Annotated in this window: 15 protein-coding genes; 2 read left to right on the top strand and 13 right to left on the bottom strand. The window is 43.2% G+C overall.

Annotation, left to right across the window (positions count from 1 at the left end; all coding sequences use genetic code 11):
* Positions 1-126: 126 nt before the first annotated feature.
* Positions 127-1497 (top strand): pyruvate carboxylase subunit B, encoded by a 1371-nt coding sequence (locus tag T355_RS0105805; protein WP_027396936.1) that lies wholly within the window; start codon positions 127-129, stop codon positions 1495-1497.
* A gap of 85 nt (positions 1498-1582) precedes the next feature.
* Here the strand turns inward: T355_RS0105805 and T355_RS0105800 are convergent, their stop codons facing one another.
* From T355_RS0105800 to mnmA, 7 genes are all read right to left on the bottom strand, one after another.
* Positions 1583-1882: a late competence development ComFB family protein gene (locus T355_RS0105800; protein ID WP_027396935.1), complete on the bottom strand. Its 300-nt coding sequence runs from the start codon at positions 1880-1882 to the stop codon at positions 1583-1585.
* A 178-nt stretch (positions 1883-2060) separates the two neighbouring features.
* On the bottom strand, positions 2061-2804 hold the full coding sequence (locus tag T355_RS0105795; protein WP_027396934.1) for an ABC transporter permease: 744 nt from the start codon (positions 2802-2804) through the stop codon (positions 2061-2063).
* Positions 2792-3556 (bottom strand): ABC transporter ATP-binding protein, encoded by a 765-nt coding sequence (locus T355_RS0105790; protein WP_027396933.1) that lies wholly within the window; start codon positions 3554-3556, stop codon positions 2792-2794. The genes T355_RS0105795 and T355_RS0105790 overlap by 13 nt, the downstream gene beginning before the upstream one ends.
* 24 nt (positions 3557-3580) lie before the next feature.
* The gene (locus T355_RS0105785; RefSeq protein WP_051555434.1) at positions 3581-4468 is read right to left on the bottom strand and encodes a MetQ/NlpA family ABC transporter substrate-binding protein; all 888 of its coding nucleotides are present in this window, start codon (positions 4466-4468) and stop codon (positions 3581-3583) included.
* A 115-nt stretch (positions 4469-4583) separates the two neighbouring features.
* On the bottom strand, positions 4584-5378 hold the full coding sequence (locus tag T355_RS0105780) for a hypothetical protein (protein WP_027396931.1): 795 nt from the start codon (positions 5376-5378) through the stop codon (positions 4584-4586).
* Positions 5379-5398: 20 nt separating this feature from the next.
* A complete protein-coding gene (locus T355_RS13705) occupies positions 5399-6448 on the bottom strand; it encodes a DUF2939 domain-containing protein (protein ID WP_051555407.1) in 1050 nt (349 codons plus the stop codon).
* A gap of 28 nt (positions 6449-6476) precedes the next feature.
* Positions 6477-7553, bottom strand: coding sequence for a tRNA 2-thiouridine(34) synthase MnmA (gene mnmA, locus T355_RS0105770; protein WP_027396930.1), 1077 nt, complete (start codon positions 7551-7553; stop codon positions 6477-6479).
* 165 nt (positions 7554-7718) lie between these two features.
* On the opposite strand from mnmA, the gene T355_RS0105765 reads away from it, so the two are divergent.
* On the top strand, positions 7719-8945 hold the full coding sequence (locus tag T355_RS0105765; RefSeq protein ID WP_027396929.1) for a nucleotidyltransferase family protein: 1227 nt from the start codon (positions 7719-7721) through the stop codon (positions 8943-8945).
* A gap of 60 nt (positions 8946-9005) precedes the next feature.
* Here the strand turns inward: T355_RS0105765 and T355_RS0105760 are convergent, their stop codons facing one another.
* From T355_RS0105760 to pyrF, 6 genes are all read right to left on the bottom strand, one after another.
* Complete coding sequence (locus tag T355_RS0105760; RefSeq protein WP_027396928.1) at positions 9006-10271, bottom strand: NAD(P)/FAD-dependent oxidoreductase; 1266 nt, start codon at positions 10269-10271, stop codon at positions 9006-9008.
* A 127-nt stretch (positions 10272-10398) separates the two neighbouring features.
* The gene (locus T355_RS0105755) at positions 10399-11232 is read right to left on the bottom strand and encodes a deoxyribonuclease IV (protein ID WP_027396927.1); all 834 of its coding nucleotides are present in this window, start codon (positions 11230-11232) and stop codon (positions 10399-10401) included.
* An 84-nt stretch (positions 11233-11316) separates the two neighbouring features.
* A complete protein-coding gene (locus tag T355_RS0105750) occupies positions 11317-12498 on the bottom strand; it encodes a type III PLP-dependent enzyme (RefSeq protein WP_027396926.1) in 1182 nt (393 codons plus the stop codon).
* 189 nt (positions 12499-12687) lie between these two features.
* Positions 12688-14067: a YjiH family protein gene (locus tag T355_RS0105745; RefSeq protein ID WP_051555406.1), complete on the bottom strand. Its 1380-nt coding sequence runs from the start codon at positions 14065-14067 to the stop codon at positions 12688-12690.
* A gap of 328 nt (positions 14068-14395) precedes the next feature.
* Entirely contained in the window at positions 14396-14989 is a 594-nt protein-coding gene (pyrE, locus tag T355_RS0105740) for an orotate phosphoribosyltransferase (protein ID WP_037329920.1), read from the bottom strand.
* Positions 14989-15705, bottom strand: coding sequence for an orotidine-5'-phosphate decarboxylase (gene pyrF / locus T355_RS0105735; RefSeq protein WP_027396923.1), 717 nt, complete (start codon positions 15703-15705; stop codon positions 14989-14991). The genes pyrE and pyrF overlap by 1 nt, the downstream gene beginning before the upstream one ends.
* Between the last annotated feature and the right edge of the window lie 8 nt (positions 15706-15713).

Below are 15713 nucleotides of genomic sequence, written 5' to 3'. Positions count from 1 at the left end.
TAATAACTGGCAAATTTGTTTGACAAAAATTATCATACAACTTATACTTGAATTGAAGATTGCTTAAGGGGATAAGCAATATATTTCGGGGAATTTAATATTATATTTTTAAGGAGATGTTATAATATGTCAAATCCAGTAAAAATTACTGAAACCGTTCTCCGTGACGCCCATCAGTCACTGTTGGCAACCCGTATGCGTATTGGTCAGATGCTTCCTCAGTTAGAGGCTCTTGACAATATCGGCTACAATGCTCTTGAGGCATGGGGCGGTGCTACTTTTGATAGCTGCCTTCGTTTCTTGAATGAGGATCCATGGGAGCGCCTTGATACTCTTAAGGCTCACCTCAAGAAGACTCCTATTCAGATGCTGCTGCGTGGCCAGAATCTTCTGGGTTACAACCACTACTCTGATGATGTTGTACGTGCCTTCGTTAACAAGGCTTCCGAGCACGGTGTTGGCGTATTCCGTATTTTCGATGCACTGAATGATGTAACTAATCTCCGTACAGCTATTGATGCTGCTCTGAAAGCAAAAGAGAAGCCACATGTACAGGGCTGTCTCGTTTACACCATCAGCCCATTCCATACTAACCAGACCTTCGTTGATCTGGCAATTGAGCTGAAGAAGATGGGTGTTCATTCCATCTGTATTAAAGATATGTCCGGTCTGTTGAAGCCTTATGTAGCCGAGGATTTGGTTAAGAAGCTGAAAGCACAGGTTGGTCTTCCAATTGAGCTTCACACTCACTACACCTCCGGTTTCGGTTCCATGACTTATCTGAAGGCTATCGAGGCAGGCGTTGATATCATTGACTGCGCACTTTCTCCACTGGCTAACGATACTTCCCAGCCTTGTACTGAGACTATGATCGCTACTCTGGAAGGTCTGGAAAGAGATACCAAGCTCGACCGTCAGGTTATGGAGCCTATTGCAAAGCACTTCCTGGGCGTTAAGAAGGAAATTATGAAGGAATTCAACCTCCCTGGTTACTTCGATGTTAATCCAAAAGTATTGGATTTCCAGATTCCAGGCGGTATGCTTTCCAACATGGTTAACCAGCTGAAGGAAATGGGCGCTGCTGATAAGTATCAGGAGCTGTTGGACGAGATGCCTAAGGTTCGTGAAGACCTTGGTTTCCCTCCACTTGTAACTCCATCTTCCCAGATTGTTGGTACTATGGCTACCATGAACGTTATTATGATGGCTAACGGTCAGCCACGTTACACCATGGTTCCTAACGAGGTTAAGGATCTGGCCCGTGGTAAGTTTGGTAAGACTCCAAAACCAGTTAAGGAAGAAGTTCTCAAGGCTATGAAGATTAAGCCTGAGGATATGATTACCGACTGTGCTGTAGCAGATGCCAAGGAGCCTAAGGTAGCTGACTTCAAGAAGGAATTGGCTGAAAAGGGTTATCCAAATGCTTCTGAGGAAGATGTACTCTCCTATGCTCTGTTCCCACCTGTAGCATTGGAGTTCTTCAAGAACAATAGATAATTTGTACGCATAACGTTTTAAATACCCTAAACTAACAAGAAAAGACCTATCGCATTGCGATAGGTCTTTTTGATTACCAAAATAGCTATAGGACATTACCTTTTTTCTTCACCACATCATGATGTGGGTTGGTCATAACCATGTCTGCTGCTTTCTTTACGATACAAAGCAGCTCCACCTGATTCCCCTGGGCGAAGGTCTTCAGCTTACTAAGCACTTCTCCTCTTGCACTGCTGACATACTTAGGCTTCATGGAATTCAATGTAATGGCCTTAATGTCAGCCACGCACTGCTCACAGCGACAAACTCCAGGAATACTATCCAAGGTTTTATCCAGGTATTGGTCCACAAAGATTTCCACCACATTCTTAACTTCTACAGCCATATCCTATCCCCCTTTCACTATTTGGTAAAAAAATCTCTCTCTTTTTCGTTTTTTGGATAATTCATCCTATAACTATTTTAACTATATATTTTTATATATAGTAATTATACTGCATAGTATATACGAAATTCATCAGACCAAAACTTTTACCTTGGTACTTTTCTACCTTATTTATATCTTATTTATACTGCCAATGGCAAGCATTTCTTTCTATAAGATCAATAGTTGTAAATAGGATAAGCCCTAGCAGGCTAAGTACCACAATTCCAGAATACATCTCCAGATAATTTACCCTAAGCCAGGCATCCATAATAAAATATCCCATTCCATATTGTGTACCAAAAGTCTCAGTAAAAAACAATACGGAAATTGCTGTGGCCAATGCTACCCTGATGGCCGTAATAAACTTCGGCAGGGATGCAGGCCATAAAACCTCAAAGAAAATATCCTTAAAGGAAGCGCCAAGAGAATACAAGGGATAATAGGTTTCATTGGGAATGGCTCTTATGCCGTCACGGACAGCCACCACCACCTGAAACACTATAATCAGAAATATCATAAATACCTTGGAAAGCTCCCCTACTCCAAACAACAGCATAAGTATTGGCAGCAGGGCAATCTTAGGAATAGGATATGTCAGATAGACAACAGGAGCCAAAAATCGGTCGGTCTGAGGAAAATACCCCATTATTACCCCCAAAGGGAGTCCCACAGCAACTGCTAAGAGTAAGCCCGCTCCTATACGCCAAAGACTATATAGGCTGTGAATGGCGATATATTTCATAAATATATCAGCTAAATTCTCCACCACCAGAACCGGGGATGGAATAATGGGCAAATCCACCAGTTGAGATACAATAAACCAAATTATGGTCAATACAACAGCTGCCAGGAGATACCATAAACTCACTAATTTTCCCATGCCTGATTCCAGTCCTTCTTAATAGAATTTTTCAGCTTTAAGCTCATTTCAAAGAATTCAGGATTTTGACGAATATCCTTGCCGCCGAAAAGTGGATTGTCAACAATACGGTTTATATTGCCGGAGCTGGCCGACAATATGGCAATTCTCTGACCAAGGTACAGTGCCTCTTCCACATAATGCGTAACAAAAATTGTGGAAACATTATTCTTTTGCCAGAGCTTCAGAAAAATATCCTGCATTTCTTCCCGTGTAATGGCATCAAGAGCAGAGAAAGGCTCATCCATTAGCAGCACATCCGGTTGCAGGGCAAAGACTCTGGCCAATGCCACCCGTTGCTGTTGTCCACCACTAAGCTCAGTAGGATAACGATGTCCCAGGCCTTCAATGCCCAGCTGACGCATCAGCTTCTTTAAAACCTTTCGGTCCAGAAGCTCCGGCGCACGCTTTATCTTCATCCCCAACCTTATATTGTCAATAACCGTACGCCAAGGAAGCAGACCATAATTCTGGGGCATAAAGCCAATGGTCTGCTTTTTAGGATTAACCTCATCTCCATTTATTTTGATGGTACCTTCATACTCCGGAATAAGGCCGGCAATAGCCTTCAGCAACGTGGACTTGCCACATCCTGAAGGACCAATCACCGCCAAGGTGCCACCCTCCGGAATTGTAAGATTAATTCCGGATATAGCCGTATAGACATCACTATCAGATTTATAATTCACTGATAAATTTTCAATACTAATCATGTCTGAAACCAACTATCTAACTGATTATTTAAATAAATCTACAACCAGATCCTTGTAGGAGAATTCCTGCTTAATGAGTCCCTTGGAATTCATCCATTTCATGCAATCAACTACATCCTTCTCCTGTGGAAGTCCTGCTTCACGATACTTAGGCAGCTTCAGGGCAGTCTTGGCGATTGCCGGGAAACCACTCTTTTCAATAATGAGGTCCATATATTCGTCCTGAGGATGCTCATTAAGATACTTTACAGCCTTGTTATAAGCACGATAGAAGGCCTGAAGCTCAGCCTTTTTGTTATCCACACATTTGGCAGTAAACATCATAACACCAGGGTTAATGCCCAGCTGCTCGGAATCAGTAATGAACTTGCAGCCATTGGCTACAGCAATACTTCCCATTGGTTCCGGAAGAGTTGCTGCTGCCAGCTTGCCATTCTGAAGCATTTCCAAACGAGTTGGAATCTGAGGAATTACTACCTTGTTAATGCTGTCTTCCTTCATACTCTGGGATACAGAAATCTGGTCAGTTACATACTCAATGATGGTATTCTTGGACACTGCCACATCCTTGCCAGCCAAATCCTTTGGAGAAGCTACATTTTCATTCTTGCCGGCGATGAGCTTGTAATCGCCATCAGTATAGGCAGTTACCTTAACATCAAAGCCACCACTCTTGGCAAAGGCAACGGCCAAAAGGTCAGAAATGGCACCATCCAGATTACCGCTCTGAAGGGCTGCATCTCTATCCATGGCACTCTTAAACTGCTGAATATTTACCTTAAGGCCCTCTTCAGCAAAATATCCCTTTTCCTGGGCAATAATAATTGGCACAGAATCAATATCCGGCATTACACCAACAGTTACGGCCTGCAATTCCTTATCAGACTGCTTATTACCACAACCAGATACCATTACTGCAAAAACACAAATCAGTGATATTGCCAACAATAAATATTTTTTCAATGTAAAAACCTCCATATTAATATTGATTTAACAACAAATCCTTTTCCAGGCCAATTCAGTTCTATTATCTACTAAAAAGGGATATCCCCTGCTCCACATAATGAACAATAGTATCAATAAGCCCCTTGTTTTCGTTGTAAACCCTCTCAGCCTCTTCCTTGGTCCTTATAGCCTTCTGGCGCATAGCCTCCAATTCATCCAGCTGACGATTAACCTCCTCATAGGTTTCCTTGGCTTCCTGAATAGAGCGGTTTAGCTCCTCCACCTTATTTAAGGCCTGCTCCTCTTCTTTGGCAGATTCCTTGGCGGCCTTTTCATCCTTGGCGTCCTTGCCGGTAAATTTATCAATTACCTTCTCAGCACCTGACTTATCCTTCTTGGCCTTATCAATCTGCTCATTTTTGCCCTTTAGCTTATCAGCCTCTGATTTTGCTGCCTGCTGCTGGGCTTCCAAATCCTTAATACGCTGATCCAACTGCTTTTTCTTGGAGCTGAGGTCATTCTGTTTTCCCTCGGCATTTCTGGCCTCACGGTCCGAGAGCTCCTGCTGAGTCTTCAGCTGCGTCTCCCTGCTGGTCTGCTCACTCATATATCCTGAAATAAACAGCCCCGCCAACAAAGCCACTACAAAGGCCAGAATCAGAGTAAAGGCCAGTTTTCCCTTACCGCTCTTTTTGGGTGGTTTAGGCGGTGGGGTCTGCTGATGATGGCCTACACCGTTATTTAACTGCTGTCTCTGGTTTACATTAATTGGCTCCAACCTTCTCACCTGATTATAATTAATCAGCTGAGTTTTTTGGTCTGCCATATCATCTGTTACCCGTGGTATAGGCTGGGTCTTATCAAAATTGTCACTCATTTAATTACTCTTCCTTATTATTACTTAATATGTGAATTTACCTGCTTGGTCAAGAGCTCTGCTTCCTTTTCCAGAGTTCTGGCCTGCTTCAGTGCGGCATCAGCTGTTCTGATGGTAGAAGCATTTTTATCATCCATCCATTTAGCATAGCCCTTAGCATACTCAATATGCAAATCGCAAATCTTAATTCTGAGCCTATGGAGTGTGCCAGCTGCCGGTGGCACGCTCATAGCCTCCAGCTCGCTCTTTCTGGCCTGCCACTCAGGAATCACCTTGTCTTCCATAATATTTTTAAGATCTTTTCTGGTATCAGCGTTTCCCAGTGAACCACCATTAAGGATACTACTTACCTCCTGCTCCAAGGACATTACCTTGCTATCATGATTGGACATAATTGTAGAGGATTGATCAAGATATTGCTTGACATTATCACGGCGGGAATGGTTCACCATGGTAATAAAATCCTTTAAATTGGTGATTTCATATAACTGCCAGCCGCCATCATCCTTCTTTACAAATTCCACATCAAGGATAAATTCCTCGTTGGCTTCTTCCTGGAACACCCGTACCTTGGCAACAGCCGTACCATTATCACTATCCACAGCCATACTGTCCAGCTTTCTGAAGGAAGTTGCCCCCAGGCCTGACTTTTGCAGCACCATATCTGCATCTATAGTGCCCATACCCTCAGTACCGTTGCTCTTGGCCCACTGACCATTTTCAACATAATTATCAATAGCCATCTGCAAGCTCATAATCACAGGAGCCTTAAACATACGGCTAAAACTGCTTACTGCATCCTTGGCATCCCCCACAGCTGGTATGCTGGCATCCACCAATCCTTCCAGCAGAGCATCGCTGCTGGTATCCAACAGGTGGTCAAAATCTATATATTTCTTAATCTTATCCTTGTCGTGATTCTCTATACATTCCTGAATCATCTGTATGGTATATTCCGGCGTATTAGTATAATATGCCGCGTACCACCATACACCGCCAATTACAGCCACTACGGCCACTGCCAGAATAGCAAATAGTCTGTACTTTACAGATTGTGCAAAGCTGCTCATACTAGACACTTCCCTTTATATATAATAATTATTCAACTATGATTCCGCCGCCCACAACCTGGTCTCCATTATAGAAAACTACAGACTGTCCAGGCGTTACAGCTCTTTGTGGATTATCAAAGGTAACCTTTACTCTGCCATTATCAAGTGGTGCCACGACCCCCATTCCCTCTCTTGCACCATAACGAATGCGGGCATTTACCTTAATTGGTTCCTTAAGTTCATCAAAGGCCAGCCAATTCATTTTTTCAGCAATAAGGCTTTCTGCAAATACAGCCTGATTATTGCCTACAACCACTTGATTTTTAGCCATATCCAGCTTAACTACATAAAGTGGCTCCGGATATGCAATCCCCAACCCCTTGCGCTGACCGATGGTATACAGAGGTACCCCCTCATGGTGGCCCAACACATTGCCTTGAAGATCCACAATATCACCTGGCTTCAAACATTGAGGGCGGAACCTTTTCAGCATGGCCTTATAATCATCATCAGGAACGAAGCAAACCTCCTGACTTTCAGCCTTTTTAGCCACCACCAGACCATATTTCTCTGCCAATTCCCGGGTTTTCACTTTGGTAAACTCCCCAAGCGGCAAAATTATATGCTTTAAAACATCTTGTTTTATACGATATAGGGCATAGGATTGGTCCTTATGCTTATCTACACCAGTATATAGACCATATCTGCCATTTTCATCCTGCTTAATGCGGGCGTAATGACCAGTGGCAAAAAAATCAGCTCCCAGCTCCTGGGCCTTATTTAAAAGGGCCCCAAACTTTATCTGAGGATTGCAGGCCACACAAGGATTAGGTGTACGCCCCTGAGCATATTCATCCAAAAAATAATCTATAACCTTGGTTTTAAACATATCCCGGAAATCAGCCACATAATGCTGAATACCCAACTGCTCAGCAACTCGTTGAGCATCCTTTACAGAAACCAGCGCTGCCGCCTCAGCCTCTGGAGAAAGACAAAAACCACGCCCTTCATCACTTAGACGCATGGTAATGCCAATAACCTCATAGCCTTCTTCCTTTAAAAGTGTAGCTACAAGAGAGCTATCAACACCACCGCTCATGGCCACAGCCACTTTTTTCTTCATATAGTAAACCTCCTAAGGAAACTTTCATACCTTATACACCTACTCTATTATACGACTATTACTTGGATTTTTCCATTTTATGAAAAAATATCCCCCATACCATTTATGATTCTTTTTAACTCTGCTAAAATAACCTAAGAACTATTATCTACCTTGGAGATAACTATGATTACGGGTATAATCGCAGAATACAATCCATTTCACAATGGACATCGCTATCAAATAAATAAAATTCGGGATAAATTAGGAAACGATACAGATATCATTGCCTGTATCAGTGGTGGCATTAGTCAGCGGGGCGAATTGCCAATATTGGACAAGTGGCAACGGGCTTTTCTGGCTGTTGAAAACGGTGCAAATCTGGTGCTGGAAATCCCCGCTGTTTTTTCCTGCCGTAGTGCCCAGCATTTTGCCTTTGGCGGTGTTTCTCTTCTACATCAATTAGGCGTAGTAGACAAGCTGGCTTTCAGTACAGAATATCCTGATATCAGCATGCTGTCCAAGGCCGCTTCCATAAATACTTCAATCCATAAAAATAAGCTGCAAGAGCTATTAAAGCAAGGCACTTCCTATGCAGTAGCTACAGCCCAGATTATAGCTGAACTCACTGACACAAGCATTGATGTTCTGAAGGAGCCTAATACTATTTTGGCTATTGAATATTTAAAGGCACTTAAGGCATTAGGCTCCAGCATTGAGGTCATGCCACTTAAACGAATCGGCACTGCCCACAACGACATGGAAGCTGTGGGAGGATATGCCAGTGGCACTGCCATACGACAAATGGTAACTCTGTCAAATAATGATGAATTATCAAAGGTTGTACCCGAAACCACCTTCAGACTGCTGTCCCAGCTAACCACCAAAGATATGGGATCATTAGAAAAGCTCTATCCTGCCCTCCAATTAAAAATTTTACACACCCCTCCTGAAAAACTCAGGGAAATATATTCCATCAATGAAGGGCTTGAATACAAGCTGATAGATGCCGCCTTTGCGCTAACTCTTACAGAATTTATCAATCAGCTTATTGGCAAGCGCTATCAAAGGACAAGAATCAACCGCCTTATTCACGCTATTCTTTTGGACATAAAGAAAGAGCTGATGGATGAGGCAGATAGTACGGGAGTAGCTTACATAAGAGTTCTGGCTTTTGATAATCGTGGCCGAAACATGATAAGGAAAATAAAAAAGACGGCTTCCATACCTGTTATTACAAAAATAACCCAGTACATCAACCGTCGTGATTTTATAAGCAAGAACCTGCCAACACCTCTCCACAGGCAACTATATTATGATATGCAGTACAACAATATTTATCAGCTCTGTCAAAACGTGCCAGAGCTAAATAAGGACTTCACCATGTCACCGATTTATATTGACCGTGATTAAAAAAATGTCGCCAGATTGTTTCAAAAACAGTTCGGCGACATTTTTATTTCAGGCTATTATTTACTTTTCCAGCTCTTCGAATCTAATATTTGTAATTATACGACCAAGGCGGGTACCAGAAATAAAGTTCCAGAACCATTTTATACCTACAGTAATGTCCTCATGGGCGCCCTCCAGTCGTAACAAATGCAGGAACATCCAAATCATCCAGGCCCAGAAGCCACCAATTTTGAGGAAGCCCCAGGAAACTACAGCTTCACAACGGCCAATAGTAGCCATACTGCCATAATCCTTGTAGACAAATTCCCGCAACTTTTCGCCCTTAATCATGCGAACAATGTTATCAGCTGCGGCCCTGGCCTCCTGATTAGCCACCGGAGCAACCGTTGGCAAAGGCCTGCCATCCTGTATGAAATGAGCATTATCACCGATGGCAAAAATCTCTGGATAACCTGGAACCTGCAATGTTTTTTCCACTATTACACGACCAGCCCTGTCACACTCAGCGCCAATGGTAGATGCCAAATCATGTGCCCGGACACCGGCTGCCCAAATTACAGTCCTGCTCGGAATGAAAGTACCATCCTTCAAGGTCAGTCCATCCTCGCTGCAATCTGCCACCTGGGTATTCAGCATTACCTCAACACCCTTTTTCTTCAAAACATCAAGAGTATATTTTTGAAGATTTTCAGGCATCATAGGCAAGACTCTGTCAGTGGCCTCTATGAGCTTTATACTAACTTCATCAAAGTTCAGATTCGGATAGTCAAGCTTCTGAACGGCCACCAGCTCTGCCAGTGCACCAGCTTCCTCCACACCTGTCGGGCCACCACCTACACATACAAATGTAAGCATTTTACGGCGCTCCTCTTCGCTGTCTTCCTGCTTATTGGCACGCTCAAACATGTGAAGGGCATGATTTCTGATATGAAGGGCCTCTTGAATGGTCTTCATACCATAGGAATATTTCTCCACATTTTCCATGCCAAAAAAGTTATTAGTGGCACCAGCCGCCACAATAAGATAATCATAGGAAATATCTCCGTGGTTTGTATGGAGAATTTTATTTTTACCATCAATGCCAGTGGCCTTGGCCATAAATAAATCCATATTTTTCCGCTTACGGAACATGGCTCTTACCGGGAAAGAGATATCATCTGTGGAAAGCACCGCCGTGGATAACTGGTACAACAGTGGCTGGAACAGATGATAATTAGTTCTGTCCACCCATGTAATCTTTACATTTACATTTTTAAGGGCCTTCATGGCTGCAACGCCACCAAAGCCTGCACCAACTATAACAACATGAGGTATTTTCTCAGTCAATACATATCGCTCCTTTTTTGCTATTACTATTAAGACAAATTATTATACCACATCTTTGCAATAAATAATATACATATATAAATCATCCCTACAAGCTTTTTTCAAAAGTCTTGTAGGGACATTTATCTTATTCCTTATATGCCTTGCGAAGTATTGCTATTTCATGGGCATAGCCTGCATTATCGTTTGGAGTTTCCAGAATAAATGGCAGATTTTTCAGTTGAGGGTGATTAATAATCCTTACAAAAGCCTCCAGGCCAATGGTACCATCACCTATCTTTTCGTGACGGTCCTTGTTGGATCCAAATGGAGTCATACTGTCATTAAGATGAATTGCCCGCAGACGGTCTATGCCAATTATCCTGTCAAATTCCTTCAGTACCCCATCAAGGTCATTTACGATATCATAGCCTGCGCTGTAAACATGGCATGTATCAAGGCATACTCCAAGCTGTTCCTTTAAATCAACTCTGTCAATAATTGCCTTAAGCTCCTGAAAGCTGCGTCCAACCTCTGTTCCCTTACCGGACATGGTTTCAAGCAACACCGTTGTACTTTGTTCCTTTTTGAGAACATTATTGAGTAGTTCACTAATAAGTCCAATAGCCACTTCAACACCCTGCTGGACATGGCTTCCTGGGTGGAAATTATAGAGATTCCCCGGGGTATATTCCATGCGCACCAGATCATCAGCCATAACATCGTGGGCAAATTCACGAAGCTCTGGCTTTGCAGCACAAGGATTCAATGTATATGGTGCGTGGGCTACCAGCGTACCAATATTATGTTCCTTCTTATATTCCAAAAACTTTTTTACGTCAGATTCATTGATATCTTTAGCTTTACCTCCCCGGGGATTTCGGGTGAAAAAAGCAAATACATTGCCATTTATGCTGGTAATTTCCTTGCCCATGGCAAGATAGCCCTTTGATGAAGACACATGATTTCCAATATTTAGCATTTCCATATACCTTTTCCTTAAAAAATTTACCGCTAATCTGACCAATCAAGCAAATTAGCGGTAGGTAATCATATATTTAACACTTTAAATAGCCATATCGTCTGTTTCTTCCTCCTCATCAGACAATCTGGCTGAATACTCAGGCTGTTCCTCAAAAATAAAGTTTGGCGCCAACTCAAAGCCATTAAAGCGGGAAGCGCTGACGCTGGTATAGGAACCCATTTCAGTTACCAATACCCTGTCCCCTACAGACAGCTTTGGTGCCATAAAATCACGGTAAAGCACATCTATGCCATCACAGCTTGGCCCACCAAAGGTAGATGCCTTAAGGGGTCCCTTGCCAAAGCAATGCAAAGGATATGTCCAGTGGTCATACATTATTCCTGAAAAGCAGCCATAAATCCCTTCATCAAGAATATACCAAGGGTTGCCCCCTCGATTCTTTGTACCAATTACAGATGTTACCAGATTTACTGCTGTACCACACATAAATCTTCCTGGCTCCATCCACACCTTTGTATCCGGAAAAAGACGATCAAGCTGATGGTTAATGGACTCCATCATTGCTACCAAGTCCACGGCCAGTCCATCGGCATCAGGGATTGGGAACCCACCGCCGATATCCAGATCGGTTAAGTGCATACCACGGGCCTCAGCCTCATCGAAAAGATTACGAACTAAGAGCAGAGCCTCTTCATAAGCCGCTGTTGAAAGGGATTGACTGCCAACATGAAAGCAAATCCCTTTGGCATGAAGTCCAGCCTTTTCTGCCTGTTCCAAAAGATCCAGTGCCTCATCCATTGGTGCCCCGAACTTGGTATTCAGGTCCACCAACGCCTTGTTGTTGCGAACCTGTATACGAACCAGCACATCAGCACCTGGAACAGCATCGGCCATCTTTGAAATCTCGGATTCATCGTCGAAGGTAAATCGATTTACGCCATTATCCACAGCTGCCTGCAGTCCTTTAGCATCCTTAACAGGATTGGCATAAATCATTCGGGAACCATCAACCCCCAGCTCTGCCAGTGCTTCAATTTCACCAGCAGAGGCCACATCAAAATGGGAGCCAATTTCTGCCAGCATCTGCAAAACCTCTGGGGTGGGATTTGCCTTAATAGCATAATACACACCAGTCCGAGGCAAGTGGGTCCGCAGGAAGCGGTAGTTCTCTGCCACCTTATCCAGTGATGTTACCAGAAACGGGGTCTGAATCCGTTCTGCCATTGCGTTCATTTCCTTTTCGGTAAGTCTGAAACTTTTCATATCACATTAACACGACCTTTTCTATAAATATTAAGTATACCTAATATAATGAAATATACTTTCAGAGTGTATTTTATTACATTCAACACCATTCTACAATAAAAAAATTCATATTATTGTATTTTTTTGCATACATTGACAAATTAAAAGGGGACCGTTACCCGATCCCCATTAAAATAATGTATTAATTTACAAAGATTTGGATATAAAAGCCAACAATGGCAAAGCAATTATTGTACGCTCCAAGAAAATAACAAAGAGACGCTTCATATCAAGTCCCACATTAGACTTAACAATAATGCTTCCCACCTCGGTGAGATAAATAATCTGTACCAAAGACAATCCTGCCACCAAAAAGCGGGTCTGCTCAGGCAAATCTGGGCTGGTGATAAGAGCTGGTATGAACATATCGATAAAGCCCACCAATGTTGCTGGAGCAATATCAAAGGCACCCTCAACCCCAAGGAAGCTCATGTATGCCCCCATAGGATAGGAAATCCACTGCATAATGGAGGTCTCATTAACCAGCAGAGAACCCAAGGTACCCCAGGCAATAACAATTGGAATAAGATCCATAATAATACCAATAGTCATTTTGCCTGCCGCATCCAGCGCATTCATAAAGCCAAACTTTTTGGCACGCTTCATGGCTGCTATCCATGCCCAGCCCACAAGGGATGTGGATTCAGGCACTTCCTCATTAATATTTTTCTCACCGCAATACTCATCCGGAATATTGGACAATGGCGGAATGCGTACCCCTATCATAGCTAACATCAAGCCTATAGCCGTAACGGAACCATAAAGAAGCAGAAAATGATTGGTTACATTCAGAGTTTCAGCAACAACCATACAAAACGGAATGGAAACCAAGGAGAAATTGGTCATAATGGAAGCAGCCTCACGCTTGCTGTAATAACCATTCTGGTGCTGATTGCCAGTAATCAATACAGCCGTATTCGATGAAGCCAGCCAGGATGCAATAAGATCCACCGAAGCACGACCCGGAACCTTAAATAGTGGGCGAATCAGTGGTCGCAGCAATATGCCCATGAACTCCATAATACCACAATCCGTAAGGAAGGGAAGTACAAAACTTAGGGTAACAGCAATAGCAATCAAGGTCTGTGCCAATGAAACCATGCTGCCCCCCACGTCCTCACTGCGAACTGCCTCAGGGCCAACCTCAAAAACAACGCATATAGTTACTGCCAAGGCAATAAATCGAGTCAGAGCATAGGGCTTCGATACAAACATCAGCGGAAAAATCCAGCTGAATCTGCCAGACTTCTGAATTTTCCAGAAACAGCCCACCAAAGCACTTATAGCAGAAAATACCACCACTACCGTGAGGAGCCAAGGAACATTTTCCTGAATGGCCTTATCCAGTGCCTCCGTCAGCACGCTGAGAGCTGTATTATATGTCCCCCCTGTGGTATCCCAAGGATATAAAAACATAAAGCAGCCAAATAATGAACACCCTAAAAATTTAAAAATATCCGAAATATTGTAACCCTTTTCTGAAGTTTCCTGCTGTGCTACATCCTGCTTTTCTACCATAGCCTGCATAAATATCCCCTTCGTGTATAAATTAATTGTTCAAATTTTTCTATAATGCCATTGTTCAAATTTTTCTTTTCTCCAAGAAAAGAAAAATATTCCAATCAGCGTTTCAACGAGGTGGAAAACATGTTCACCTCGTTATATTCATAAAATTCACATAAAATTAATTTTTATCCAAAAAATATGGGTTAATAGTGAATTTTAATTCAGAACACCAACGCATAATATAATACATTATTATGGAATTTTATGCAATGGATAATTAGCAAAAAAATCCGCCAGAGGAAGACATTCCCCTGACGGTATCTACAGCTTTTCTTATTCTGTTAGCAAATTATTTTCCTGTCCTGCCTCTCTTGGTCATTGGCACACCCTGCTTGCAAAGTGGGCAGTTATCTGGTTCATAGGTCTGCACATCCATGTGCAAGAGTGCAGTGCTTGGTACATCGCCGAAGGTTGCCCTGCCGCCGCTACGGTCCACCAGCATGCTTACAGCCACTGGAATACCGCCATGCTCCTTAACCACATCAATAACCTCGCGGATGGAACCGCCAGTGGTAACAATATCCTCAACGATGAGAACACGCTCACCTTCATGGAGAGTAAAGCCACGACGGAAGGTCATCTTGCCGTTTTCACGCTCGGTGAATATAGCTCTGGTGCCCAGTGCCTTGCCAGTTTCGTGAGCCAGCAGAATACCGCCGGTTACAGGGCCCACCACTGTCTCAATATTGGCATCAACAAACTTGGCTGCCATGGCCTGACACAGCTTTTCTGTATATTCAGGCTTCTGAAGTACGTTGAACTTCTCCACATAGCGCGGACTGTGAAGGCCGGAGGTCAAAAGGAAATGCCCTTCCATAATTGCACCGGTTTCCAGAAGCATATCCTCTACTTCTTTTTCTGTAAGAGCTTTTAATTCTGCCATTATTTTACACTCTCCATTTCTTTAATTATAGCTTCTGCAGCTTCCTTTGGATTCTCAGCTGCCCGAATAGGACGTCCAACCACCAGATGGCTAGCGCCATTTTTCAGTGCTGCTTCAGGAGTGGCAATTCGACTCTGGTCATCAATGCTGGCTCCCGCAGGGCGCACCCCGGGAGTAATTATCAGAAAATCCGGGCCACAGGCTTCACGAATGGCTTTCGCCTCCTGAGGCGAAGCCACCACTCCATCAAGTCCAGCTTCTTTGGTGAGCTTGGCCAGACGAACCACCTGCTCACGAATTTCACACTGCATACCAAGTCCTTGCCAATCCTCCTGATTTATGCTGGTAAGGATAGTTACAGCAATCAGCTTTGGACATGGAATACCCATCTCCTCAGCCTTCTTATGAACTCTGTCCGCCGCTGTTTTCATCATGGTAAAACCACCGGAAGCGTGAACGTTCATAATATCCGCCCCCTGTACCATAAGAGAGCAAAGTCCCTCAGCCACAGTGTTTGGAATATCGTGGAGCTTCAGGTCCAAAAAGATATTTTTGCCCTTTTCTTTAAGGTAAGAAATAACCTTGGCTCCCTCGCTGTAGAAAAGCTCCATGCCTACCTTGTAGTAGCTGACGCTGTCACCAAGAGTATCCACCAGCTTCTCCACATCCTCAAATTTATGAAAATCAAGGGCTACAATCAAACGATTATCTGCCATTTTTCCTC

The organism is Anaerovibrio lipolyticus LB2005, from assembly GCF_000621545.1.
Lineage (GTDB): Bacteria > Bacillota > Negativicutes > Selenomonadales > Selenomonadaceae > Anaerovibrio > Anaerovibrio lipolyticus_A.
Note: the sequence above shows the minus strand (reverse complement) of the source record. Positions and strands in the feature narration are given on the sequence as shown.